We start from the raw sequence: 25,481 nt of genomic DNA, 5'->3' as shown, positions 1-25,481 counted from the left end.
AACCTACCCCCCTCCCCCCCCGCCTGGTGGTTCTTCCCCCCCCCCCCCCCCTTCTCCCTCCCCCCCCCCCCCCCCCCCCCCCCCCTCTCCCCTCCCCCCCCCCCCCCCCCCCCCCCCGCTCCGGCCGGCGCCGCGCGATCCGTCAGGGTTGCACCCCAACTGCGCCTGGATGCCCGGATGTTGCCCCTGGCGGCCGCCGGGTGAAGAGGCGGCGCCGCGGCTCTTGTCGTGCCGTCGGGGTTCGCGAATGATGCTTCCGGCGCGCCCGCCGGACCGGCCGGGCTCCGCGCCACGCCGAACCCCGACCAGCCGGAGGCTGCTTTGCGGACGAGTCATCACATCCGGAGGACATCGGTGGCCGTGGGCGCCGCCCTCGCACTGGTCGTCGCCGTACCGCAGGTGGCCTTCGCCGCTCCGCCCCCGGCCCTGCCGGTGAACGCCGAGGCCGTCGAGCTGACCTTCCAGCCCGCGTACGACTACGACACCGACGGCTGCTACCCGACGCCCGCCATAGGCCCGACCGGGGTTCTGAACGGCGGCCTGAACCCCACCGGCGCGCTGAACGGGAACTGCCACGACGCCTCGGACCTCGCCAACACCAACGGCTATTCCCGTTCGACCTGCAACAACGGCTGGTGCGCCGTGGTGTACGCGCTGTACTTCGAGAAGGACCAGGCCATCCCCGGCATCAGCCTCGGCGGCCACCGCCACGACTGGGAGCACGTGGTGGTGTGGATCCAGGGCGACGAGGCGAAGTACGTCTCCACCTCCGCCCACGGCGACTTCAACATCCACGCCCGTGACCAGATCCGCTGGGACGGCACCCACCCCAAGATCGTCTACCACAAGGACGGCGTCGGCACGCACTGCTTCCGTCCGGCCAACACCAATGACGAACCGCCCGAGAACCACCGGGGCACCTGGCAGTTCCCTGCGCTCGTCGGCTGGTCGGGCTATCCCGCGACGCTCCGGGACAAGCTCAGTCAGGCGGACTTCGGCAGCGCGCACTTCGGCCTGAAGGACGGCTCCTTCGCCTCCCACCTCGCGAAGGCCAAGCCGGCGGGAATCCCCTTCGACCCGAACCAGTAGCGGTCAGCGGGGCGGGAAGCCTTCCTGGGCCAGGGCGTAGACGGTGCAGGGGCGGTCCAGGACGGTGTCCTCGCGCAGGCGCGTGAAGCCGAGGCGCGAGGCCACCGCGGTGGAGGCGGTGTTGCCGTGATGGATCATGGCGGTGATCTGCTGGAGCCGCAGCGTCCCGAAGCCCCACGCGAGCACCGCCTCGGCCGCTTCGGTGGCATAGCCGCGCCCCCAGTGGGCGCGGGCGAAGGTCCACCCGATCTCGGTCTCGTCGAACTGCTCCCACCAGTTGAGGCCGCTGCGTCCGATCAACTCGCCGGTGCTGCGGAGTTCGACGGCGCACAGGCCGTGGCCGCGCCGGTCCCACTGGTCCTGGATGGCGCGCAGGCGGGCCGCGGCCTGCTCCCGGGTGTAGCCGCCGACGAACCGGTTGACCTCCTCGTCGGCGTGCAGGCCCACCCACCAGTCGGTGTCGGCTTCGGTGAGCGGGCGCAGTCGGAGGCGTTCCGTGGTGATCACTTTCGTACAGTCCTCGATGTCGATGGGATGGCCGGGGTCCGGGGATTGGGTTGTAACAGAAATGGTTACGACAGCGGCCGAAAGGGAGGCCGGTCCCGGTGGACCGGCCGGCGCGGATCGCGGGTCGCTCAGGTTCCGGGAACCGCCGCTCTCGCCACGTCGGCGACGGTGACGGCCGCCAGTTCGGCCCTCATCGACTCCTCCGCACGGTCGTAGACCTCTCGCAGCACGGCCGGGATGCCCCGCGCGACGGGACATTCCCGGTTGGGCGGCGAGGAGTGCAGGGCGATGAGCGGCTCCGGCTCGACGGCGAGGTGGACGTCCCTCAGCGTGATCGATTCCGGAGCGCGCGCCAGCCGCCAGCCCGCGCCGTGCCCGCGCTGCGACTCCACCAGCCCGGCGTCACGCAGGCTCCCGAGGGTGCGGCGGATGACCACGGGGTTGGTGTTGACGCTGGCGGCGATCTGCTCGGACGTCACGATGCCTCCGGGCCGCTTGGGGCAGACCCGCGCCATCCAGGTCAGCGTGTGCGTGGCCACGGTCATCCGGCTGCTCGCACTCATGTAACCTCCCGCCGCCCGAATGCCACGGACCCCTCTGTCGTAACCAATTCTGTTACGACAGAGGGGTGTATGTCCAGCCGTCACCGGCCGGCGACGCCCGTCGGGATCAGCCGGTGCGCTGGTGGTCCACGAGGTCGCAGTCGGTGTACGCGGTCGGCCGGGTCATCAGCGCCGACAGCGCCCGGGCCAGCTCGTTGGTCTCGGGCGCGTCGCTGTTCGCCATGGCCGCGTCGTGGGAGTCGAACTCCACCACGGCGAGGTAGCGGTTGGGGTTGGCGCGGTCCTTGAGCAGGGTGCGGGCAACCGGGGTACCGCTGCGCCCCTGTGAGCGGGCCTGCTCCTCGTAGGCGCGCAGCAGCTCGCGCACCTCGTCGATGCGTTCCGTCTCGAAGTCGATGATCTGCGCGAACTTCATGGTTCTGGTTCCTCCGTGGTGCTGGACGGCGCCCTTCGCGGGTGAGCCTTGCGCCCAGCAAACACCGTCACGCGCGGCGCATCCGGGTCACACGCTCGGCGGCGCCGCGATTCCACGGGATCGGCGGGATCAGCTCCCCGTCGGGGCCGGCTTCGGCGGGTTGAGCAGGCCCTCCGGGGGACCCAGGGTGACGGGGGCGCCGGCGGGCTTGAAGGTGTGCATGACCCGCACCTGGACGCCGGTGCCGCCGATGTGAGTGAGCTTCATGGTCGCCTCGTACCAGGTGATCCGCTTCTGCTCGTCCAGCCGCAGGTCGACGTTGACCTCCTGCGGACTGTGGTCCGGGAAGGCGCCGGTCAGCATGGCGTGGCCGGCCTGGGACATGCTCGCGGCGTTGACGGAGACGTGCAGTTCGCGCCCGTCGGGCCCGGAGCGGGCGAGGTCGTCGAGGGCTCCGGGGGTGAAGGCCGCCAGCAGCCCTGCCGTCATCAGCGGGTTCGCGGCGCGCGCCCGCCAGGCCACGACGCCCATCTCGTCGCCCTTCTGCGCGAGCTGCCCCTGCGACCTGGCCACCCAGGCCGGCTTGCCCGTCTGGTCGACGGCCTTCCAGTACCGGACGTAGGTCTGCCCGCCCGCGTACCGGGCGGCGTCGGTGTGTCCGTCCTCCGTGAACTGCATGTCGTAGGCACCGCCCACGGCGGCGTCCGCCGCGTCCCCCCGGTACCGGCCGGTGCCGGGAATCGGGCTCGGGCTGCCGCCGAGGAGGTCCTTCGGCGGCGTGAGCAGCACCTCGGACGCCAGGCCCGGGGAGTCCAGCAGGGCCCGTCCCGCGCCGCGCACGGTGTCCAGGTCCTTGACCTGCTCCGCCGTCAGGCAGGTCTTGACGCCCTCGGGCATCTTGCAGGTGGACTCGCCGGAGCAGGCGGTCAGCGTGGCGAGCGCCAGGACGGCCGCCGCCGCCCACGCCGAACGCCGGAAGAAGGCAGCAGACATGTGTGTTCCGGTCCCCGTGTGTGGTCGGTCCGGGGGAAGCCGAAGCAGCCTGGTCCCCCGGCCAGGCCCCGCCAGGCTACCCGACCGGCCGCCTGGCGCCGGCCGCGGACGGACACCGCTCCCTGCCGACCGGGGCGCCGGGGCCCGAGCCCCCGCGCGGACGCGCCCGGCGCCTCCGCCGCCCACGTGATGGCCCGCAAGCCGGGACCTTCGGCGCGCACCGGCGCCGACACGCCACGGCCGGATGCGGCGGATCGCCGGGCCGGTGGACGAGGATCACACCGCGGCCACCGCCCCTCCCCATCCCGTCGGAGTCACCATGGCCCCCACCTGGGACCCCCGTCGCCCCCGCCGTTCCGGAGCGTCGATCCTGCCGGTCCTGCTCCCCATCGCGGCCCTGATCGTGGTGGCGGTGGCGGTGGGGTCGTGGCTCCAGTTCAGGGAACGGCAGGCGCTCGACACGGTCCACACGGCCGGATCCGCGGCCGCCGACCGGGTGGACGTGGAAGCCACCGTGCAGCGCGTCGACGCCTCGTCCAGGGAGCTGGTCCTGCGGGTCCGGGTCACCCCGCGCGGGACCCTCGGCGAGGAGGGCGGGACAGCCCCGGTGGCCGATCTCAGCCTCCAGACCTCCGCGGCGACCCTCGGCGACCTGGCGTTCAAGGCGCACGAGCGGATCGCGACCAGGGACGTACAGGTCGCGATGGCGGGCGGGTCGATCAGCGACTACCCGTTCGACACGTACGGGACGGACGTCGAGTTCTGGGCACAGCTGGGCGGCAGGCAGGTGCCGGTGCGGATGCTGTTCTCCAACAACGACCCCCTCTTCTCGGTGTCCGTGACGCCCTCGGACGTCCGGCAGGAGGCCGTCCTGGGGCTGGAACTGGTCCGGTCGGGCAGCCTGCTCGTCTTCGCGGTCTTCATGATGGGCGTGATGTGGGCGCTGGCGGCGTCCGTGCTCATCGGGGCCTGGTACCTGACGACCTGCGGCGAGGGCCTGGTCTGGCCCGCCCTCGCCTGGATGGCCGCCACCCTCTTCGCCCTCGCCGCGTTCCGCAACACCGCGCCCGGCACGCCCCCCATCGGCTGCGTGCTGGACTGGTTCGCCTTCCTGTGGGCCGAGACCGTCATCGCCCTCTGCCTGCTCGCCGTGGTCATCACCGGCGTCCGCGCCGCCCTCCGCCCGGACGACACCGCGTAGTGCGGGCCCCGCGCCCCGGTCAGCGGATCCCGGGCGCCGCCCGGAACGGGCCGAGGCCCTTCGTCGCGGCTGCCCGGGCCGCGCGCGCGACCGATGCGTTTTGCGCCCGCCCCGCACCCGGTCCAGGCTCGGAACGTGGGGCCCGCGTGCCCCGCCGCGAGGAGCTGAGGGAAGGAGCGGGCCCATGGCAGGTGACGAGCGGGGACGAGCCCTGACGGGTGGCCTGTGCCTGGTCACCGGCGCCACCGGCTACATCGGCGGCCGACTGGTGCCCGAGCTCCTCGACGCCGGCTACCGGGTCCGGGCGCTGGCCCGCTCGCCGGAGCGGCTGCGCGACCACCCCTGGGCCGCCCGCGCCCAGGTGGTGCGCGGGGACGTCACCGATCCGGGCTCGCTGGACGCGGCGCTGCGCGGGGTGGACGTGGCCTACTACCTGGTGCACGGACTCAGCGCGGGTCCCGGCTTCGAGGAGCGCGACCGGGCCGCGGCCCGCCTCTTCGCCGAGCGGGCCCGGCTGGCCGGTGTACGGCGCATCGTCTACCTCGGCGGGCTCACCCCGGCGGGCCTGCCCCCCGAACGGCTCTCGCCGCACCTGCGTTCCCGGGCCGAGGTGGGCCGCATCCTGCTGGCCTCGGGCGTGCCCTGCACCGTGCTGAGGGCGGCGGTGGTCATCGGCTCCGGCTCGGCCTCCTTCGAGATGCTTCGCTACCTGACGGAACGGCTGCCCGTCATGATCACGCCGAGCTGGGTGGGCACCCGGGTACAGCCCATCGCCGTCCGCGACGTGCTCCGCTACCTCGTCGGCAGCGCGGGCATGCCCCCCGAGGTCAGCCGTGCCTTCGACATCGGCGGGCCGGACGTCCTCACCTACGAGGAGATGATGCACCGCTACGCCGCGGTCGCCGAGCTTCCGCACCGGCGCATCCTGCGCGTGCCCATGCTCAGTCCGGGGCTCTCCAGCCTCTGGATCGGCCTGGTCACCCCGGTGCCCCGGGCGCTGGCCCGGCCGCTCGCCGAGTCCCTGCGCCACGAGGTGGTGTGCACGGAGCACGACATCGCCCGCTGGGTGCCCGACCCGCCCGGCGCGCCCCTGGCCTTCGACCGGGCGCTGGCCTTCGCCCTACAGCGGGTCCGCGAGGCCCAGGTGACCACCCGGTGGTCCTCCGCGTCCCTGCCGGGCGCCCCCAGCGACCCGCTGCCCACCGACCCCGACTGGGCCGGCGGCAGCCTCTACACCGACCACCGCAGCACGGGGGTGGCGGCCCCGCCGGCGGCGCTGTGGCAGGTGGTGGAGGGCATCGGCGGCGAGCACGGCTGGTACTCCTTCCCGCTGGCGTGGGCCGTCCGGGGCTGGCTGGACCGGCTGGCGGGCGGCGCCGGCATCCGCCGCGGCCGCCGCGACGCCAGCCGGCTGCGGGTGGGCGACGCGCTCGACTTCTGGCGGGTCGAGGAGATCGAGCCGGGCCGGCTGCTGCGGCTGCGCGCCGAGATGCGGGTGCCGGGTCTGGCCTGGCTGGAGATGTACGCCGAACCCGACCCGGCGGACGAGCGCAGGTCACGCTACCGCCAGCGCGCCCTCTTCCACCCGCGCGGCCTGCTCGGCCACCTGTACTGGTGGGCCGTGAGCCCCTTCCACGCGGCGGTGTTCGGCGGCATGGCCCGCAACATCGCCCACGCCGCCGAACAGGCCCCGCCCTCCCCGGGGCCCGGCCTGACGACCTAGCCGTCTCTTCCGGATCCTTGTGGGAGAGCCCGAGTACGTCCAGTAATCGGGTCCTCCTCCGCCTTGCGATGCACGGCAGTGGACTTGAAATCGCAGATCCAGACCCTGGACCGGTCCCAGCCGGTCCTGCCGGTGATGCCAGGGGGCCCTGAGCGCGCCGCCCACGACCACGTCCACGCCGGCACGACCACCCTGTCCGCCGCACTCGCACTGCCTGGCTGACTCCTACGGGTGAAAGCCCGGGAGGCAGGGCCGCAAACAGTCCAACCGGAGGTGTGGCGGACTCCTCAGGGGGTGACGTTGGGCCCGGGATGAGTCTTGGGAGCCCGAGCCCGGGAGGTACTCGATGCATGGAGCCGGCCAGGCCAGGCGGGCCGCAGCTGTGGTGGTTGTCGCCCTCGCGGCGACGGCATGCGGCGGTGGGACTGGTGGGGACAGCGGCGACGGCACTGACATCGTCAGCTCCTCCTGGAGTGATGCGCAGAACCCCCTGGAACCGGGAAACACCAACGAGTCGCAAGGCGGCAAGGTACTGGACATGGTCTTCCGGGGTCTCAGGCGGTACGACCCGAAGACCGGCGAGGCCAAGAACGTGCTGGCCGAGAAGATCGAGACGGCGGACAGACAGAACTTCACCATCACCGTCAAGGACGGCTGGAAGTTCAGCAACGGTGACCCGGTGACATCGCGGTCGTTCGTCGACGCCTGGAACTACGCGGCCGACGTACGCAACAAGCAGAAGAACGGATCACACTTCTCGGACATCGTCGGCTACGACGATCTGCACCCGGCCACGGGCGAGCCCAAGGCCAAGACCATGTCCGGCCTCGTCGTCAAGGACGACAGGACCTTCACGGTCGCCCTCAAGAAGAAGTACGGCACCTGGCCGCAGACCCTCGGCCATCATACTTTCTTCCCGCTGCCCAAGGTCTTCTTCACGAACCACGCCGGATGGCTCGCCAAGCCCGTCGGCAACGGCCCGTACACGGTGGACTCGTACGCCAAGGGCACCGTGCTGAAGCTTCGCAAGTGGGACGGCTACCCGGGCGAGGACAAGGCGCTGAACAGCGGCGTGGACCTGAAGGTCTACAACGACAGCAACACCGCCTACACGGACCTGCTGGCCGGGAACCTCGACCTCGTCGACGACGTTCCCACGCAGCAGCTGAAGCAGGTCGGGAAAGACCTCGGCGCCCGGTACATCACCGGGCCGGCCCTCGCCATCACGACCCTCGTCTTCCCGATGTACGACCCCCAGTGGAGCAAGGAGGGCATGGAGAAGGTCCGCAAGGGCATCGCGATGGCGATCGATCGCGACGAGATCACCCGGCAGATCTTCCACGGCGCCCGCACCCCGGCCAAGGACTGGACCTCCCCGGCCCTGGGCGTCAAGGGCGGCTTTTCGGACGGCGCGTGCGGCGAGGTCTGTACGTACAACCCCGCCGAGGCCAAACGCCTCATCCAGGAGGGCGGTGGCCTGCCCGGCGGCAGGATGACGCTGACCTCGAACGTGGACGCCGGCTCGCACCGGGAATGGATGGACGCCGTCTGCAACGGCATCAACAACCTCCTCGGCGAGGGCCCGGTCTGCACCGTCAACCCGATCGGCACCTTCGTCGAGTTCCGCAACCAGGTCACCGAGCACAGGGTCTCCGGGCCCTTCCGGTCCAGCTGGCAGGGCGACTACCCGTACATCCAGGAGTTCCTGCAGCCCCTCTACTACACCGGAGCCGCTGACAACGACGGGAGGTTCAGCGACACTCGCTTCGACAGTCGCGTCGACGCGGCCCACGAGGCGGTCGATGTCGACCGGGCGACCCGCCTGTTCCTGGACGCCGAGAAGGTCCTCGCCGAGCAAGTGCCGGTAATCCCGCTCTGGTACCAGGGCGGAGCCGCAGGCTTCTCGAAGCGCCTCTCGAACGTGACACTCAACCAGTACGGCGCCCCGGTCTACGACCAGATCAAAGTCGGATGACACCCAGGACCGCGGCACCCCACCAGCCAACTCGCCGATTCGCGCCGGCGTCAGGCGGAAACACCACGGCCGGTCGCCGCTGCCCGAACGATGCACGCAAACCGGCGGCCTTCGATGTGGGGTGCGGAGGGGAAGTCCGTCCCGGTCACCCGGCACCACCGCAGAAACGGGTCCCCTCACCGACCCCGTCACAGGCGAACTCGCCGACCTGGTCGAGAGCATGATCAGGGATTTCGACGCCGGCGGATCGGTCTCGCGTCGACATCCAACCCAGTCGGCCCGGATCAGCGCACTTCAGAGAGTCGCACGACCCCTGGCTCGGTGCGGGCCGCGATCCATTGCGTCGCACAGCATCGAGGACGTGATCACCCGTCGGGATTACCGCAGTGGAACTCGTAGACGTACACGCCCCGTGTACCGCCGACGACGACGCTGCGACCGTCGGGAGTCCAGGCGCAGGCGTACAAGACCCCGTCAGTGCGCATCATGGTGACAGCTCGTCCCGACCTCGGGTCCCAGACCCGCACCGAGCCATCGTCGCCGGCGGTGGCAAGCCGGGCGCCGTCGGGTGAGACCGCGACCCTGGTGACCCGGCCAGTGTGTCCGATGAGGCGGGCGATCTCCTGGCCAGTGACCCGGTCCCAGATCCATACCGTCGCGTTGTAGCCGCCCGTGGTGGCGAACCACATGCCGTCCGGTGCGACCGCCACGACCTCCACCCAGCCGACGTGCCCGGTGACACGAACGGTTTCCCGACCGGTGGCCCGGTCCCAGACTCGCACCGTACCGCTATCGCTGATGGTCGAGAGCCAGGTGCCGTCCGGCGCAATCGCCACCCGCCCCGGGTAGCGGGTGGCTCCCGGGAAGCGGGCGGTCTCCTGGCCAGTGAGCGGGTCCCAGATCCGCACCGTCCCGTCCGTGCCGGTGGTGGCGAGCCAGGTACCATCCGTGGCGATCGTCACCCCGGCCACCCGGTCAGTGTGGCCAGCGAGACGGATGATCTCCTTGCCCGTGGCCGAGTCCCAGATCCGCGCCGTCCGGTCGCTTCCGGCGGTGGCGAGCCAGGTACCGTCCGACGCGATCGCCACGTCGTACACCGGCCCGTCGTGTCCGGTGAGGCGGGCGGTCTCCTGGCCGGTGGCCGGGTCCCAGATCCGCACTGTGTCGTAGTGGTAGGTGGCGAGCCAGGTGCCGTCCGGCGCCACGGCTCCCACCTTCCCCCATTCTCCGGTGAGATGGGCGGTCTCCTGGCCGGTGGCCGGGTCCCAGATCCGCACCTTTCCGTCATAGCCGCAGGTCGCGAGCCAGGCACCGTTCGGCGCGACCACCACCGCTTCCACAGGACGGGAGTATCCGGCTGGGCGGGCGGTTGCCTCGCCGACAGCCGGCTCCCAGATCCGTACCCCTCCACCGCCGCTGGCAGCGAGCCACATGCCGTCCGGCGAGACCACCACCCCGTTGACCGAGCTGACGTCTCCGGGGAGACGAGTGATCTCCTGGCCTGCGGCCGGATCCCAGATCCGCACCGTCCCGTCCCGGCCGGCGGTGGCGAGCCAGGCGCCGTCCGGCGCGATCGCCACGTCGATCCCTAGGTCGGTGTGTCCGGTCAGGCACGCGGTCACCTGCTCGGTGGCCACGTTCCAGACACGCACCGTCTTGTCGTCGCCGGTGGTGGCGAGCCAGGTGCCGTCCGGCGCGATCGCCACCCCCCTCACCGCGCCGGTGTGTCCGGCGAGGCGGACAGACTCCTGGCCGGTGACGACGTCCCAGATCCGCACCGTCCCGTCGCCACAGGCGATGGCGAGCCAGACGCCGTCCGGCGCGATCGCCATCCGGTGTACCAGGCGTGTGCGTCCGGTGAACCGGGCGGTCTCCTGGCCGGTGACGACGTCCCAGATCCGTACCCCTCCGTCGTCGCCGGCGGTGGCGAGCCAGGTTCCGTCCGGCGCGATGGCCACGGCGTGCACCGGCCCGGTGTGTCCGATGAGGCGGGCGGTCTCCTGGCCGGTGGCCGGGTCCCACATCCGCACCGTCCTGTCGCGGCTGGTGGTGGCGAGCCAGGTTCCGTCCGGCGCGATCGCCACCCCGCTCACCCAGTCGGTGTGTCCGGTGAGGCGGGCGGTCTCCTGGCCGGTGGCCGGGTCCCAGATCCGCACGGTCCCGTCGCCCACGCCGGCGACGAGCCAGGTGCCGTCCGGCGCGACCGCCACCCCCCTCACCATGCCGGTATCGACGGGGAGGGTGCGGAGGAGGGCCCGGTGGGGCACATCGGGTGGTGTCCACTGGTTGCAGAGAGCCGGGTGGGGCCATCGGCCCTGCCGGGCGGCGACCTGTTCACGCCAGGCCGGGAGCGGCTGGAGTCGGCTGTGCAGGATGGCGGTCAGTGCGTGGGCGGGCTCGGTCGCTCCGAGCAGATGCGCGGTGCTGGAGAGGTCGCGTGCCCGCTGCGCGGCGGTCGGTGTGGGAATCTGCGCGCAGTCCGTCCAGGGGGCAGTGGGCCCGCGGTGGTGCAGGCGGGTTTCGATCCAGCGCAGGTCGCAGGCAAGGGCTTCGGCCGGTGCGGTGCGGCGCGCGGCCAGGAGATGGGCGACGGCGTGGTCGAGTAGATAGTCGTCGGTCAGCTCCCACCATGCGGCAGGGGGGTGCGGCGCGGACGGCGTGAGGGGCTCCGCCGGCGGCAGGTCGGCCTGGACGGCGTCCACCAGCGTGGCGTTGTGTCCGGCGAGGCGATCGGGGCCGAGCTCGGCGCGCAGGTAGTCGCGGATGACGTCGTGCAGGCTCAGGTGCCCTCCGTCCGCGTCGTCCACGGTGAGCAGGGACAGGTCGTTCAGGTCCGCGCACAGATCCCGCGTCTGCCACTCGTCGAGGTTCGCTGTGGCCCGCCACAGCGTGGCTACTACGGGGATGGGCGCGGCCGCGCCGTGAGCGAAGATCCCCAGTTCGGCGAACCTCGCCCGGCTGTCGGCGCACAGGTCCGCGATCGAGGCTTCGACAGTCGCCCGTACTGTCGTTGCGCGCTGCTTGGGGTCGCCGAGGTCGGGGGCGGCGGTGGGCTTGTCCACCGCCGCCGGTCCTCGCTCCCGTAAGCTCCGCAGCAGATCCGCGGCGGCGGAGGCGGCGTCGGCTCCCGTCCTGACTCTCCGGTGGATCAGCCGGTTGGCCAGGCGCAGCAGCAAGGGCCACCCGCCGGTGACCTGCGCTAGGTCCTTGGTCACCTCTTCAGGCAGGCTGGACAGTTCACAGGTCAGCACCTGCAGCGCCTGTTCCTGGGACATCGCGTCGACCCGTACCGTCTTCGCGTCGGGCGGGAGGATCGCGGGGACGCGTGTGGTGACCAGTCGCACACAGCCGGCTCCGCCCGCGAGGAGGGGGGTGAGCTGCTCCTGCGTCCAAACGTCGTCAAAGATCAGCAAGGTGGGCTGGTCGGGGCGCTGGTCCAGGAGCTGGCCAAGGTACTCGCCCGCCCGATCCGGGCTGTCGAAGGACACGTCCCTGCCGGTGATGGCGAGTGTGACATCGTGCACCAGCTCGGTGACGGCTTGCGAGCTGTCCGCCTCTCGGCCGACGACGAAGAAGTACACGCCTCCCCGGAAGTGCTGCCGCACCCGGGGGCTGGCGCGCACGATCTGGGCCAGCGTCGTCTTCCCGAAACCGCCCGCGCCTTCGAGCGCCGTCGTGATCCCCACCGGCCCGCCGGCGGGTGAACACACGGTGGAGATGACTTGATCGGCCTCGTCGCGATCGACCACCCACCATCCGGGCACCTCCGGGGCGGCCGGCTGCGGAGGTGGTGGCTGGGTGCCGTGAAGGTGGAAGGTGTTGGTCTGCTGGTTGTGGTCGCCGATCTGCAGGGCGGCAGGGCCGTTGAATGTGTTGTCGAAGGAGCCGCCGCCGCCCGGCCTCGTGGTCACGCACCGTTCCCGAAGCGGTTGTCCTGCCGGTTGCCGTTGCCGACCTGCATGATGGTGGGACCGTTGAACGTGTTGCCCGACACCTCACCCCCGCCGGACTGTCCGGATGGAGTGTGCTCGGCGATCAAGGCGCGCAGTGCTGCGACCACCGAGTCGCGCTCCGCCGCGTCAACACTCTCCATCAGGACCTCGAACCGACCTTGCCACAGGGCCCCTTGATGGAACCGCACCTGTTCGGCATCCCCGCCCTCGGCCGCACTCACAGCGGCGGCCGTCCCGTCAAGGCGCTCCAGTGCAGTGCTCGCGCGCTCGTCATCACCGCGACCGAACAACCGGGCTATCGCCTGCCGGAAACCAGTCCACGCCTCTGTGCCCGCCGCCTGCACGACAGCGGATCCACCCGCCGCCGCCAAAGCCGATATCGCCTCATCCAACAACGCCGACACCTCCGTCGCACTTCGTCGCGCAGATCTTAGCCGTCGGCTGCCGACGCGCTCTGCGCTCAACCTCCGCGTAGCGCACGACACTCCGGGAACCGGAGGTTCCCCGTTCTGGGCACCGGCCCTGCCGTCGATGCGCCGAGACGATTGGCAGGCCCACCGCCGAACCGAGTCGGTGGTCATCCACCGAGTCGGCCACGGAATCGGCATGCGGGCAGCATTGGGTCGCCTTGACAGCGAAGTCAGTCCGTGCAGGTCAGCGAGCTCGATCGGACTGCCTTCATTGTCAACGGACACCAGCCCCATGCCCAGCGCGAGCCGGAACGCCGCGCCCGGACAGCCGGTCCTGCGGCAGGCCGGTCTCCACCGAGGTTCGCGAGGACGTCCGGACCAGGGACCTGCGACGGATCGCAGAGGAGAAGCGCCTGGCCGCGCACTGGGCCAGGAAACCAAATGAGATGGTTCTTGACCGGCAAGATCCGAAAGAGACGGCCTAAGGGCTGTCCCGTAGTGCGGCCAGCCGCTGTTCGAACGGCACCACCGTGAAGCCGTCCGCCGGGTCCACCGAGGTGATCGCCCCCGTCAGCGAGCGGGGCGCGACCGCCGCGGCGGTGTCGACGTCCGGGGCGGGCGCTCCGGCGGCGGGCGCCATGAAGCGTGCCAGCTCCGTGCCGGCCCGGGCGGTCCGCCGCTCCAGCCCCTCCCCGCCCCAGTCCTCCGAAGCCGCGTACACGGCGGTCGGCAGGGCGAGCGCGCGCAGGTGGGTGAAGAGTGGGCGCAGGGCGTGCTCGGTGACCAGGGAGTGCCGGGCGGTGCCGCCGGTCGCTCCGAGGAGCACCGGCTTCCCGGTCAGCGCGTCCTTGTCGATGAGGTCGAAGAACGACTTGAACAGGCCGCTGTAGGAGGCCGCGAACACCGGCGTCACGGCGATCAGGCCGTCCGCGGCGGCCACCGCGTCGAGTGCGGCGGCCAGCCGGGCGGGCGGGAACCCGGTGACGAAGTGCTGGGCGATCTCCGTCGCCAGGTCCCTCAGCTCGATCACCTCGGACTCGGCCGTCACGTGCCGGAGCGTCGCGGCCGCGAGGCGGTCGGCGAGCAGCCGGGTCGAGGAGGGCGAGCTCAGTCCCGCCGATACGACGACGAGCCTCATGCCCGCTCCTCCTGGGCCGCGGTGTTCCGGGCCTCCGCCACGCGGGCCCGGTGCGTCGGCGCGTCCGGCACGCCGGCCGGGCGCAGGTTCGCGAACTCCTTGCGCAGCACCGGCACGACCTCCTCGCCCAGCAGGTCGAGCTGCTCCAGGACGGTCTTGAGGGGCAGGCCCGCGTGGTCCAGCAGGAACAGCTGGCGCTGGTAGTCGCCGGCGTAGTCCCTGAAGGAGAGGGTCCGCTCGATGACCTGCTGCGGCGAGCCCACGGTCAGGGGTGTCTGGGAGGTGAACTCCTCCAGGGACGGCCCGTGGCCGTACACCGGCGCGTTGTCGAAGTACGGGCGGAACTCGCGCACCGCGTCCTGGGAGTTCTTGCGCATGAACACCTGGCCGCCGAGCCCGACGATGGCCTGCTCGGGGGTGCCGTGCCCGTAGTGGGCGTAGCGCTGGCGGTAGAGGTTCACCATCTGCTTGGTGTGGGAGGCCGGCCAGAAGATGTTGTTGTGGAAGAACCCGTCGCCGTAGTAGGCGGCCTGCTCGGCTATCTCCGGGGAGCGGATGGAGCCGTGCCACACGAAGGGCGCGACGCCGTCGAGCGGGCGCGGGGTCGAGGTGAAGGACTGGAGGGGCGTACGGAACTTGCCCTTCCAGGTGACCACGTCCTCGTCCCACAGGCGGCGCAGCAGCGCGTAGTTCTCGATGGCGAGGTCGATGCCGTCGCGGATGTCCTTGCCGAACCAGGGGTAGACCGGGCCGGTGTTCCCGCGTCCCGTCATCAGGTCGACGCGGCCGTCCGCGACGTGCTGGAGCATCGCGAAGTCCTCGGCTATCTTCACCGGGTCGTTCGTGGTGATCAGCGTCGTCGACGTGGACAGGATCAGGTTCTCGGTGCGCGCGGCGATGTAGCCGAGCATCGTCGTCGGCGAGGAGGGGACGAACGGCGGGTTGTGGTGCTCGCCGGTGGCGAAGACGTCGAGGCCGACCTCCTCGGCCTTCTGCGCGATCGCGAGCATCGCCTTGATCCGCTCGTGCTCGCCGGGCGCGCGTCCGGTCGCCGGATCGGGCGTGACGTCACCGACGGTGAAGATCCCGAACTGCATGGCTCCCCTTCCCAAGATTGTTTATGATTCAACCATACCTCGGAACGGAAGGCGCCGCCGCCGTATTCCCCGCGGCCACGGGCCGCCACCGCCCGTCCGGGTACCCGGACGGGCGGTGGCGGCACCGGCGGACCGGTCAGCGGTTGTCGTGGAGCTCCTGGTGCATCTGCGGCTGGTCGTCCTCGTTGTGCGTGAGGGCGAACTTCTGGACCTCGTTGAAGCCCTTGGAGGCGACGCCGACGATCTCCTTGTACGGGTTGACGCCGGTGGCCTTCTTCGCTCCCCCGCCCAGCAGCCCGCCGCCGATGCCGCTGACCACGTCGTGGCCGGCTGCGAGGGGGTTGGCGGCCGCGCCGAGGACGCTCTTGGGCAGCCCGGCCATGTCGGCGTACTTGTCGGACAGCGCGTGGCGGACCATCGCGATGAACGCGTCGTGGGTGGGGCCCGGGTAGAACTTCCTGTAGAAGTCGACGGCCTGCTTGGTCATGAAGACGCCGTCGTCGGTCTTCTTCCACTCCCTGTCGCGCTCCTGGTTCCACAGGGCCTCGACCAGGTCGGGGTCCTTGGGCAGCAGCCACTTGTCGGGGGTGCCGAGGTAGTGGTTGACGTAGTGCCAGGCGCACATGAAGCCCTTGGCGTCGTCCTTGGCGACGTCGATGCCCAGGCGGTCCATGGCCTGGACGATCTGGGTGGAGAAGACGCAGGCGGCGCCGGTGGTGTACTTCTGCGAGACCGGCTCGCCCCACTTGGCGTAGTCCCACTCGCCGCTCTTCTTGTGCAGCTGCCGCACCGAGGCGTGCACGAGGCGGACCTTGGTGACGTTGGCGGCCAGGGTGCCGTCCCGCATGGCGTTCTTGTTGCCCATGTCGATGAACAGGCGCGAGGACTGCGAAAGGCGCCGGCCGGGCCCCTGCACACCGCCGAGCCGGCCGGTGGAGCGGAGCGTGAACGCCCCGGTCGGGGAGAGGTACGTGCCGATCAGGCCGACGGTGCCCTGGAGCATGGACACCTCGCCGTGGTGGTGCGCGAAGAAGCTCTCCGCGGCCTTGACGTCCGCGTCCGACCAGTCCGGGGGCGGGGCCGCCGCCTCCTGGAGGAACTCGGCCAGCCTGACGGGCAGGGCGGATGTGTCCATCCCGGGCTTGAGCGTGCCGATGGTGCGGAACAGCGCGTTGACCCCGTCGATCTCCTTGTTGTCGATCAGGTCCGACACGAGTTCGTCCGCCTTCGGATCGCCGACCTTGCTCGCCGCTTCCAGCTCGGCGGCGATCGTCGCGGTCGTCAGAGCCACGTTGAACCACTTCCTTCCGGGGATGGGGCGGGCCGTACCCGCCGGTCAGCGGCATGCTCCCGCCGCCGGCGGGGGCTCCAGAACCCCTTGCCGGCGCCGGATCGTTTGCTCCTCACTCCAACGGCGGACTGCCTCGCCCCGACGGGAACCGGCCGAACGCGTCCGCGTGCGGGCGCATCACCGGGCGGAGCGCTACCCTCCCCGCCATGATTGACATGGACACGCCCTATCCGGCCCGGCGGGCCGGCCTCGCCGCCGCCCGACCGCGAAGAGCCGGCCTCCGCCTCCTCGTACGCCTCCTCCTGTGCCTCCTCCTGCCCGCCCTCCTCTGCGCACCGGGCGCCGCGGCCGCCCCGGCGGCACCCACAGGCCCCGCCGGCACCCCGTCGGCAGCGGACGCCGCCGCCCGCTGGGGCGACCTCCGCCTCGACGAGGCCTCCTTCCTGACCACCCACAACTCCTTCACCAACTACGAGGACTCCCGCTGGAGTTCGGTGAACCAGTCGGAGTCGGTGCGCGCCCAGCTCGACAGCGGTGTACGCGGCCTGAGCCTGGACACGCACTGGTACGAGCGCAGCACCTGGCTGTGCGTCATCAGCTTCGGCAGCGACTGCTACCCCAGCGACGTGTACCTGTGCCACGGCGACTGCAAGACCTTCGCCGGGGCCACGTACGCACTGCCCCGGCAGTCCTTCCACGGCACGATGCAGACCGTGGTGGACTTCCTCACCGCCCGTCCCCAGGAGGTCGTGACCGTCTTCCTGGAGGACTACGTCAGCGCCGAGCAGCTGCGGCAGTCCCTGAGCAGGGTCCGCGGGGTCGACGGGCTGCTGTTCCGGCCCGACGAATGGGACGTCCGGCAGAACGGATGGCCGAAGGTGGCCGATCTCGTCACCGCCGGCAAGCGGCTGCTGGTCTTCTCCGACCGCTCGGACCGGGAACACCTGGGCGTCATGTACGACAGGTCGTGGACGGTCGCCAACCACTGGAGCCTCGGCGACACGGGCGACGACCTCACGTGCGTCAGCCGCTGGCCCGATGTGCCCCTGGACCGGCAGGAGCCGGGATTCCGGCGGCTGTTCACGATGAGCCACCACCGCAACGTGCCGACCGTCCTCACCGCGGCCCTGGACAACGGCGCCAAGCTCAGAAACCGCATCGCCGGGCAGTGCCGGACCGCGACCGGGGGACGCGAGCCGAACTTCGTCTCCGTCGACTTCCACCGCCTGTCCGACAGCAGCGGCCACACCCCCGCCTCGGTCGTCGCGGAGCTGAACGCCGGCCCCTGACACCCGCCCGCCGGACACCCGGCCCCCGCCGGCGCCGCCCGGGCGTCGGCGGCAGGGGCCGGTGCCGGTCAGAAGCCGCAGGCCGCCCTCGCGTCCCGGAAGCGGCCGGGGTGCCGCCGCCGGTACTCGACCAGCGACTGCGCGACCGCGGCGCCTTCGCCCACGGCGGCGCCGACCCGCTTGACGGATCCGGACCGGACGTCGCCCACGGCGAACACCCCGGGCACGCTGGTCTCCATCTGGAGCGCGTCCGGGCCCGCCCCGCCGCTGCCGGTCAGGACGTACCCGCGGTCGTCGAGCTTCAGCGTGCCGCCGAGCCACTCGGTCGACGGGCGGCCGCCGATCAGGACGTAGAGGCAGTGCGCGCCGACGGTCCGCTCGCCGCCGTCGCGCCCGCGCAGCCTGAGCCCGGTGAGGGTGTCCCCGCCGAGGCATTCGGCGACCTCGGTGCCCAGCATGACCCGCAGGCCCGGAGTCCGCTCGATCCGCTGCACGAGGTAGCTCGACATGGACGCGCCGAGCTCGGTGCCCCGTACCAGCAGGGTGACGGAGCGGGCGTAGCGCGCGAAGTAGAGGGCGGCCTGTCCGGCGGAGTTGCCCGCGCCCACCATGTACACGTCCTCGCCGGCGGTCGAGGGGGCGTCGGACAGGCAGGATCCGTAGTACACACCGGAGTTGAGGAGCCGGTCGACCCCGGGGGCCGTCAGGCGGTTCCAGTCCACTCCGGTGGCGACCACCACGGCCGCCGCGGTCACCGAGGCCGTCTCCTCGGTGCCCGCCTTGACGAACTCGATGCTGTGGTCACCCGTCCCCGTGGGGGACACCCGGCTGGCCACCCGGGTGGGCTGCCACTCGACGCGGGCCCGGCGGGCCTGCTGGAGGGCGCGCTGGGCGAGATCGGCGCCGGTCAGGCCCACGGGGAAGCCGAGGTAGTTCTCGATCCGCGAGGTCGATCCCGCCTGTCCGCCGGGGGCGTCGTCCTCGATCACGACCACGCTCATGCCCTCGGCGGCGGCGTACACCGCCGCGGACAGGCCTCCGGGGCCGCCGCCGATCACGGCGACGTCGTAGTGGTCCTGCCCGGCCGGGCGGATGAGGCCGAGCCGTTCGGCCAGTTCGCTGACCGAGGGGTCCGCCATCTCGGTGCCGTCACCGAGCCGGACGGTCACCGGGGCGTCCCGCGCGTCCTCCCCGGGCAGCCAGCGGAAGATCACGCCGCTGCGGCCGAGGAAGTCGCGTACCGCGTAGGCGGCGGGTGAGAAGCGGCTGCCGCGCACCTCGGCGGTCGGCAGGCCGCCCCGGCAGTCGGCGTTCCAGGTGCACAGGGAGTCGTCGAGCGCGACCCGGAGGTGCTCGGCCGGGTGCTCCCCGCCGCGCAGAGCGCCGTCGGCGTCGGGCACGCCGTCGGAGCGCCGGGCCAGGGGCAGCCAGCGCACGCCGGGGGGCGCGGTACCGGGCTCGGGGGCTTCGTCGGCGAGCACGGCGGCGACGGGCACCTTCCGGTCGGCCAGCGAGTTCAGCGCCCGGACCGCCTCCGCGGGTCCACCGACCTGGAGCACCCGGAACGACGTCCGGTACCAGCTTCGCACCAGCTCGGCCGTCTCGTGCCGGCGGAGCGGATCAGGGTCGGACAGAACGATCACCGGCAGTGCGGCATCGGCCATCAAAGGGTCCTCCAACAAGTATCGAAAGATCGGCTTCCGCTCCGGTCAACGAGCGGGGAGGCGATACGAATCGGCTGCGGAGGGGTCGCTGCGGGCGGCGGGGCGGCAGCGGGCGCGGGCGCCCGCCACCACCCCGGGCGGTCCTCAGAGGCGGCCGAAGAACTGGTTCCCGCGGGCCGCGTGGTTCTCGCTCGTGTAGTACTCCTTCATCGCGGAGCTGATCTCCTCGCGGCTCAGCTGCCCGTCACCGTCGACGTCCAGCCGGTCGAACGCCTCGTCGAAGGTCTGGCGGGGCAGCCGGAACATGCCGTGGAGCAGGGAGGTGTACTCGTCACGGCTCAGCATGCCGTCGCCGTCGCGGTCGCCGAGCTCGGTCCAGGCGTTGCTCATGTTCCGGATCCGCTCCCAGATCCGGTTCTGGTCGGTGACGATCCGCGCCCGGAACGCCGCCCGGAACTCCTGCCGGTCGACTCCCCCGTCGTCGTCGCGGTCCATCCGCTGGAAGACGGTGTCCCAGAGCTCCGCCAGCGAATCCCGGAGCCCTGCCACGTCGTCCGGGGTGAGGCCGAGTGCCTCGGCGAGCCGGTCCGAGAGGCCGATGACGTCCGACTTGTCGAGCCGCCCGTCGCGGTCCGAGTCGAAGACGTCGAACGACCGGTCCAGCTTGATGTCCAGAACGCTCACGACAACACCCCTTCACTCCACGTATCCGCTCCGCCACGGTGCGGAGCGGGCCCAGGAAACCACACGACCCGGCCTCCCCGCACCGAAGGCCCGGGACGACTGGGCGTTCCGGGTGACGGGAACGGACGGGCGTCCGGTACCGGTCAGCGCGCGCCGGCCCCCGTACCCGAGCGCCGCTGGTGGCGCAGCCAGGCCGTCAGGGCGGCCTGGAGCTCGGCCACTTCGCGGTGGGTGAGGTCCTCGCCGCCCGGACCTGCGTGCAGGCGCACTCCCGCACCCGTGACGCTCCAGCCGGTGCCGCGCCCCGGACGGGAGGCGAGGGTCCGGCCTTCGGCGAGGGCGCCCAGCGCCTGCCGGACCGCCGGAGGTACCCCGGCCGGGCCGGGCGGGAGGGCGGCGGTGCGCGCCCGCGGGGTGAGGCCGATCTCGGCGTAGAAGGCGGTCAGGGCGTCGTCGAGCGTTCCGGGGCCGGAGGGGGCGGCGCCGGTGAATTCGGCGATCAGCTCCGGGTGCGCCCGGGGTGCGTGCTCGCCCCACGGGCGGGGGTGGAGGGGGCGTTCGTCGGTGTCGAGACGGACGCAGACCGGCGGGATCAGCTCCCGGCCGTAGCCCTGGTGGACCAGCCCCGCGTACACGCGGCGCAGGGTCGCGGCCTGACGCGGCACCGGGTGCGGATCCGGGCCCGCCGGGGCCTGTGGTCTGGCGGGGCGCGGCGCCAGGCCGAGGAGGCCGCTGCTGTGGTGCAGGACGCCCGCCTGGGTGAGCACCACCGTGGCCTGCCGGCCCTTCCTGTCCCAGCCGAGCCGGAACCCCACCACCGTGGTCCCCATCCGCCCGCTCCTCCCCTGGGCCGCACCCGGCCTTCCAGAGCACGTTAGCCAGAGCCGTGCGCGCCGGGGGCGGGCATGCCCGAGGTCCGCCCCGGGGCGGACCGAGTGTGCTAGGGGATGTCCGGCCCTGATCCGCCGGACGCCCCCCCCGGGGTGTCCGCCCGATCGTCCCACCGGAGAACAAAAGCTCGACTTGTGCCCAACTGGCCTGCGACGATGCCGTTATGACGCAGATCATCAAGGGGGGCAATCTGCCCATGTCCGGCGAGCCCATGCGGGTCGCCGTGGTCCGTCGCGCGGCCGGGCCCGGTGTGCCCGAGATCGACCCGGCGGCACTGCTGCTCGACGACAGCGGAAAGGTGAGGGGCCGCAGCGACCTGATCTTCTACAACCAGCGCTCGCACGCCACCAGCGCCGTGGAGCTCCTGGGCAACGCCCGGAGCGAGGACGGGCGGATGGCGGACTGGCTGGAGATCGACCCGGGCCGGGTCGAACCGGAGGTGGAGCGCATCGTCATCGCGGCCTCCTCCGAGGGCGCGGCCTTCGGGGAGATACCGGGGCTGTACCTGGAGGCCGTGAGCACGGTGACGGGACAGCGGATGGTGGTGTACGCGGTCGACGACGACGACGCGGCGACCGAAACCGCTTACGTGCTGGGCGAGTTCTACCGCCGCGACGGGGGCTGGAAGTTCCGCGCGGTCGGGCAGGGCTACGACTCCGGCCTTCCGGGGCTGGCCGAGGACTACGGGTTCACGGTGGAGGACGAGGCGGAGGCGGAGGAGCCGGATGCCGGCCCGCCGCCCGCACCCGCGCTGCCCGAGGCTCCGCCGCCCGCCCCGCCGCTCCCGGCGACGGCAACGGCAACGGCGACTGCGGCTCCGGCTCCGGCTCCGGCAGAGGTGGTTCCGGTTCCGGCGGTGTCCGTCCCGTCGGAGGCCGAGAACGAGGCGGCCGCCACGGCCTCCTCCGCCGCGCCCGCCGTACCCGCCGGCATCCCCGTCTCCAAATCCGGTGCCCCTCTGCTGGGCACCATCACCAGGCGGATCAACAGCCTTCCGACCGACTTCGGGCCGGACTTCCCCGTCTTCACCCAGGAGGGCAGGGGGGAGGAGATCGTCCGGGTGGAGGCGGCCACGGCGCCCGGCTTCGCGGTGGTCGACCTGGTCCGCCTTGGGGACGGCTACGTGGAGGTCCACGCGCTGAACCACCGCAACCGCGAGAGGACCCCCTCGGCCCTCAGCGGCTGGCACGAGGACTTCACCGGGCGCGGGATCGTGGACCACGAGGGGAACGGACCGCTGCGGCTGCGGGTGAAGGCGCGGGGCGAGTGGAAGATCACCGTGAGCCCGGTGTCGGTGCTGCGGGACGCCTCCGAGCGCGTCGAGGGCGTCGGCGCCGACGTCCTGGCGTACTCGGGGCCCGCCATCGACCTCGCCGTCAGGTACCGCAACAGCAAGGACGACGCCTGGTTCGAGCTGGAGTCCCTCCGGCGCAGCGCCTCGCGCCGGACCCTGCACAGCGGTGACCGGTGGCCGGGGCGGAGCACGGTGGCGCTGACGCGGGGGGCACGGCTGCTGATCGTCCGGTACGACAGCGCCTGGTCCCTCACCCCCCGCGAGGTCACCCCGCACCCCAACCGGCGGGAGGGCGAGGTCCCGCCCTTCTGGCGGCGCCTGCGCTGACCCGCGCGGGGGAGCGGCCGGACGCCCCGCGGACCGTTCATCGCGCGGCCACCGCCGTGACGAGCTCCTCCGGCAGGCCCAGCAGGCGCAGGGCGTCCGGTACGGAGCGGCCCAGGGCGGCCACGGCCGCGGCCACGCTGTCCTGGTACGTCGAGGCCCGCGGCGCGGTCGCCGCGGGCCCCGGCCGTCCGGCCGAGGCCGCCGAGGCAGCGCAGCCGGTTGCCGAGGCTCTTGACCCAGGGGGGGGCGATGCGGTCGAGGGCATCCGCGTAGACCCGCTCCGCCTCCTGGGGCCGTCCCGCCGGCAGGGCGATGTCGCCGGGGCCGCGCAGGGCGGCGGCCCCGGCGTAGTCCTCGCGGGCGGTGGCGGAGTCGAGGTCGGCGGAGTCCTCCACGGCGCCGAGTTCCCCGGTGGGGGTGAGGGCGCGGTCGGTCAGCCCGATGACCACCGGGTAGCGGCCCGGGCGGCCGCCCGGCCGGGCGGTGGCCAGCGCCTGGACCGGCGGCTCACGGGCCGGGGGGCGTGCGTCCGGCCAGCTTGGAGTTGCGGTACGAGTAGCCGAAGTAGATGGCCAGGCCGATGAGGAGCCAGATCACGAAGCGGAGCCACGTCTCCACGCGGAGGTAGGTGATGAGCCAGATCGACGCGATGACCCCGACGGCGGGGGTGAAGGGCATCAGCGGGGTGCGGAAGGTGCGGGGCAGGTCGGGGCGCTTGTAGCGGAGGACGATGACCGAGGTGCACACGACGGCGAAGGCGAGCAGGATGCCGATGTTGGTGAGCTCCGCCGCCTCGCCGATCGGCACGAACCCCGCGATGGCCGCCGACGCCACGCCGACGATCCAGGTGACGCGGGTCGGGACGTGCCGGGTGGGGTGGGTCTTGGCGAACCAGTGGGGCAGCAGTCCGTCACGGCTCATGGAGAACCACACGCGGGTCACGCCGAGCATGAAGGTGAACATGACGGTGAGGATGCCGATGATGGCCCCGACCGCGATGATGTCGGCGACCACGGGCAGCCCGGCCGCCTTGAAGGCGCTGGAGAAGCCGCTCTCCGGGTCGATCTCGGTGTACTTCTGCATGCCCGTCAGGACCAGGCAGGCCAGGACGTACAGCACCATGGCGATGGCGAGGGAGTAGAGGATCGCGCGGGGCATGTGCCGCTGCGCGTCCTTGGACTCCTCCGCCGCCGTGCTCATGGCGTCGTAGCCGAAGACCGCGAAGAAGACGGTGGCCGCGCCGGTGAAGGCGCCGCCCACCCCGAACGGGAAGAACGGCGTGTAGTTGTCGGACTTGATGTGGAAGAAGCCGACGACGACGACCAGCAGGACGACCAGCACCTTGAGGACGACCACGACCGTCTCGAAGCGTGCGGCGTTCTTGATGCCGAGGGTGAGCAGGTAGGCCGTGAACAGGCACAGGACCGCCGCGATGAGGTCGAAGCGGTGTCCTTCGCCCGTGCCGGGGGCGCCGAGCATCCAGGTGGGGAGGGAGGCGCCGGTCTCCTCCAGGAGGAAGTTGAAGTAGCCGGAGATGCCGATGGCGACGACCGCGACGATGGCCGTGTACTCCAGCAGCAGGTCCCAGCCGATGAACCAGCCGGCCAGCTCGCCGAGGACGGCGTACCCGTAGGTGTAGGCGGAGCCGGCCTTCGGGATCAGGCCGGCGAACTCGGCGTAGGAGAACGCCGCCGCGGCGCTGGCCACGCCGGCGATGAGGAAGGAGAGCAGCACCGCCGGTCCCGCGACGCCGTTGGCGACGGTCCCGGCGAGGGTGAAGATGCCGGCGCCGATGATGCCGCCGACACCGATCGCGGTGAGCTGCCAGAGGCCGAGGGTGCGGGTGAGCTGTTCGCTGGGCGCCCCTTCGGGCTCTTCGATGTGCTCGATCGGCTTGCGGCGCAGTACGCCCTGCCCTGACCACAAGCTGGTCATGCTGCGTTCCTTTCGGCCGGGGTGGCGGGCGCACATCATCTCGGAAGCGCCGACGTTGCGGAACTAGGCGCTCCGGTGGTGTGAGATCGTCTGGCCCAAACCCGTGGTCCCCCCTTCGGGTCAGTTCCAGATCCGCAGTTTCTCCGGGTTGCGCACCGCCCAGATGTGGCTGATCCGGTCGCCCGTCAGGCCGAACGCGGCCACCGTGACGGTGGTGCCGCCGAACTGGGCCACCAGGCCGGGGCGACCGTTGACCGACCGTTCCAGGAGGGTCAGGCCGGGTGTCGACTTCCCTCCGGTCTCGGTGATGTAGCGGGCGATCCGGTCCGCGCCCACGACCGGGCGCAGTACGGCGCCGACCAGGCCGCCGCCGTCGGCGGTCATCGTGGCGTCGGGGTCGAGGAGGCCGACGAGGGCCGCGACGTCCTTGGCCTCCCAGGCCCGCTTGAAGTCCCTGATGACGCGGGCCCGTCCGGCGGTCGGGCCCTGCTGGGGGCGCGCCGTGCCGATGCGGCGGCGGGCCGATGACGCCAGTTGGCGGCAGGCCGCCGGGGTGCGGCCGACGATGCCGGCCACTTCGGCGAAGGGGTAGCGGAAGACGTCGTGGAGGATGAACGCGACCCTTTCGGCAGGGGTCATCGCTTCGAGTACGACGAGGAAGGCCATGTCGACCGACTCGTCGAGGGTGACCCGGTCGGCCGGGTCGGCGCCGGCGTCGCCGCGGGCGTTCATCCACTCCGTACGGTCGGGCAGCGGTTCCGGAACCCACTGCCCGACGTAGTTCTCGCGCCGGGCCCGGGCGGAGCCGAGTACGTCGAGGCAGACGCGGCTCGCCACGGTCGTCAGCCAGGCGCCGGGCGACTCGATGGCCTCCCGCTGCTGCCGCGGCATGGCGTACCAGCGGGTGTAGGCCTCCTGCACCGCGTCCTCGGCCTCGGACAGGGAGCCGAGGAAGCGGTAGGCGAGGTTGGTCAGCCGGGTGCGCTCCCCCGTGATCGCACTCGGGCTCGGATCTGTGGTCATGGCCTCGGCGGCTCCCTCG

The 25,481-nt window shown here is 72.0% G+C and carries 21 protein-coding genes; 7 read left to right on the top strand and 14 right to left on the bottom strand.

The window, feature by feature from the left end; translation table 11 throughout:
* The first annotated feature begins 321 nt into the window (after positions 1–321).
* On the top strand, positions 322–1,089 hold the full coding sequence (locus ACZ7IF_RS07480) for an NPP1 family protein (RefSeq protein ID WP_470964565.1): 768 nt from the start codon (positions 322–324) through the stop codon (positions 1,087–1,089).
* 3 nt (positions 1,090–1,092) lie between these two features.
* On the opposite strand, the gene ACZ7IF_RS07475 is transcribed toward ACZ7IF_RS07480, so the two are convergent.
* The 4 genes from ACZ7IF_RS07475 to ACZ7IF_RS07460 all read right to left on the bottom strand — a co-directional run bounded on the left by ACZ7IF_RS07475 (position 1,093) and on the right by ACZ7IF_RS07460 (position 3,567).
* A complete protein-coding gene (locus ACZ7IF_RS07475) occupies positions 1,093–1,596 on the bottom strand; it encodes a GNAT family N-acetyltransferase (RefSeq protein ID WP_470964562.1) in 504 nt (167 codons plus the stop codon).
* Between the two features lie 128 nt (positions 1,597–1,724).
* Positions 1,725–2,159, bottom strand: coding sequence for an Rrf2 family transcriptional regulator (locus ACZ7IF_RS07470; protein WP_470964559.1), 435 nt, complete (start codon positions 2,157–2,159; stop codon positions 1,725–1,727).
* Positions 2,160–2,265: 106 nt separating this feature from the next.
* Complete coding sequence (locus tag ACZ7IF_RS07465) at positions 2,266–2,574, bottom strand: hypothetical protein (RefSeq protein ID WP_470964555.1); 309 nt, start codon at positions 2,572–2,574, stop codon at positions 2,266–2,268.
* A gap of 129 nt (positions 2,575–2,703) precedes the next feature.
* Positions 2,704–3,567 carry a hypothetical protein gene (locus ACZ7IF_RS07460; protein ID WP_470964552.1) on the bottom strand — a complete coding sequence of 288 codons (864 nt, stop codon included), beginning with the start codon at positions 3,565–3,567 and terminating at the stop codon, positions 2,704–2,706.
* A 319-nt stretch (positions 3,568–3,886) separates the two neighbouring features.
* Here ACZ7IF_RS07460 and ACZ7IF_RS07455 point away from each other — a divergent pair, with 319 nt between their 5' ends.
* The 4 genes from ACZ7IF_RS07455 to ACZ7IF_RS07440 all read left to right on the top strand — a co-directional run bounded on the left by ACZ7IF_RS07455 (position 3,887) and on the right by ACZ7IF_RS07440 (position 8,466).
* Positions 3,887–4,768, top strand: a complete 882-nt coding sequence (locus tag ACZ7IF_RS07455; protein WP_470964549.1) for a DUF4436 family protein — start codon at positions 3,887–3,889, stop codon at positions 4,766–4,768.
* Between the two features lie 184 nt (positions 4,769–4,952).
* Positions 4,953–6,491 (top strand): SDR family oxidoreductase, encoded by a 1,539-nt coding sequence (locus ACZ7IF_RS07450; protein WP_470964547.1) that lies wholly within the window; start codon positions 4,953–4,955, stop codon positions 6,489–6,491.
* Between the two features lie 84 nt (positions 6,492–6,575).
* Complete coding sequence (locus ACZ7IF_RS07445) at positions 6,576–6,713, top strand: hypothetical protein (protein ID WP_470964544.1); 138 nt, start codon at positions 6,576–6,578, stop codon at positions 6,711–6,713.
* Between the two features lie 124 nt (positions 6,714–6,837).
* Positions 6,838–8,466, top strand: coding sequence for a peptide ABC transporter substrate-binding protein (locus ACZ7IF_RS07440; RefSeq protein WP_470964541.1), 1,629 nt, complete (start codon positions 6,838–6,840; stop codon positions 8,464–8,466).
* A 365-nt stretch (positions 8,467–8,831) separates the two neighbouring features.
* Here ACZ7IF_RS07440 and ACZ7IF_RS07435 read toward each other — a convergent pair whose 3' ends face one another.
* From ACZ7IF_RS07435 to ACZ7IF_RS07415, 5 genes are all read right to left on the bottom strand, one after another.
* Positions 8,832–12,377 (bottom strand): NB-ARC domain-containing protein, encoded by a 3,546-nt coding sequence (locus ACZ7IF_RS07435; RefSeq protein ID WP_470964538.1) that lies wholly within the window; start codon positions 12,375–12,377, stop codon positions 8,832–8,834.
* Complete coding sequence (locus ACZ7IF_RS07430; RefSeq protein ID WP_470964535.1) at positions 12,374–12,811, bottom strand: hypothetical protein; 438 nt, start codon at positions 12,809–12,811, stop codon at positions 12,374–12,376. The genes ACZ7IF_RS07435 and ACZ7IF_RS07430 overlap by 4 nt, the downstream gene beginning before the upstream one ends.
* Before the next feature lie 499 nt (positions 12,812–13,310).
* A complete protein-coding gene (locus ACZ7IF_RS07425) occupies positions 13,311–13,967 on the bottom strand; it encodes a CE1759 family FMN reductase (protein WP_470964532.1) in 657 nt (218 codons plus the stop codon).
* Positions 13,964–15,064, bottom strand: coding sequence for an LLM class flavin-dependent oxidoreductase (locus tag ACZ7IF_RS07420; protein WP_470964529.1), 1,101 nt, complete (start codon positions 15,062–15,064; stop codon positions 13,964–13,966). The genes ACZ7IF_RS07425 and ACZ7IF_RS07420 overlap by 4 nt, the downstream gene beginning before the upstream one ends.
* 136 nt (positions 15,065–15,200) lie before the next feature.
* On the bottom strand, positions 15,201–16,355 hold the full coding sequence (locus ACZ7IF_RS07415) for an oxygenase MpaB family protein (RefSeq protein WP_470964526.1): 1,155 nt from the start codon (positions 16,353–16,355) through the stop codon (positions 15,201–15,203).
* Positions 16,356–16,561: 206 nt separating this feature from the next.
* Between ACZ7IF_RS07415 and ACZ7IF_RS07410 the strand changes: the two genes are divergently transcribed.
* A complete protein-coding gene (locus tag ACZ7IF_RS07410) occupies positions 16,562–17,644 on the top strand; it encodes a PI-PLC domain-containing protein (RefSeq protein WP_470964523.1) in 1,083 nt (360 codons plus the stop codon).
* 68 nt (positions 17,645–17,712) lie between these two features.
* On the opposite strand, the gene ACZ7IF_RS07405 is transcribed toward ACZ7IF_RS07410, so the two are convergent.
* The 3 genes from ACZ7IF_RS07405 to ACZ7IF_RS07395 form a co-directional block, all read right to left on the bottom strand.
* Positions 17,713–19,308, bottom strand: coding sequence for an NAD(P)/FAD-dependent oxidoreductase (locus ACZ7IF_RS07405; RefSeq protein WP_470964520.1), 1,596 nt, complete (start codon positions 19,306–19,308; stop codon positions 17,713–17,715).
* A 144-nt stretch (positions 19,309–19,452) separates the two neighbouring features.
* Positions 19,453–19,992: an EF-hand domain-containing protein gene (locus ACZ7IF_RS07400; RefSeq protein WP_470964517.1), complete on the bottom strand. Its 540-nt coding sequence runs from the start codon at positions 19,990–19,992 to the stop codon at positions 19,453–19,455.
* Positions 19,993–20,135: 143 nt separating this feature from the next.
* A complete protein-coding gene (locus ACZ7IF_RS07395; protein ID WP_470964513.1) occupies positions 20,136–20,822 on the bottom strand; it encodes a hypothetical protein in 687 nt (228 codons plus the stop codon).
* 224 nt (positions 20,823–21,046) lie between these two features.
* Between ACZ7IF_RS07395 and ACZ7IF_RS07390 the strand changes: the two genes are divergently transcribed.
* The gene (locus ACZ7IF_RS07390; RefSeq protein WP_470964510.1) at positions 21,047–22,504 is read left to right on the top strand and encodes a TerD family protein; all 1,458 of its coding nucleotides are present in this window, start codon (positions 21,047–21,049) and stop codon (positions 22,502–22,504) included.
* Between the two features lie 507 nt (positions 22,505–23,011).
* Here ACZ7IF_RS07390 and ACZ7IF_RS07385 read toward each other — a convergent pair.
* Positions 23,012–24,439, bottom strand: coding sequence for an amino acid permease (locus tag ACZ7IF_RS07385; RefSeq protein ID WP_470964507.1), 1,428 nt, complete (start codon positions 24,437–24,439; stop codon positions 23,012–23,014).
* A gap of 120 nt (positions 24,440–24,559) precedes the next feature.
* A complete protein-coding gene (sigJ, locus tag ACZ7IF_RS07380) occupies positions 24,560–25,462 on the bottom strand; it encodes an RNA polymerase sigma factor SigJ (protein WP_470964504.1) in 903 nt (300 codons plus the stop codon).
* Positions 25,463–25,481: the final 19 nt, after the last annotated feature.

Source organism: Streptomyces sp. NPDC037421 (genome assembly GCF_055602105.1).
The sequence above is the reverse complement of the archived record's forward strand: the minus strand, read 5'-3'. Positions and strand labels throughout refer to the sequence as shown.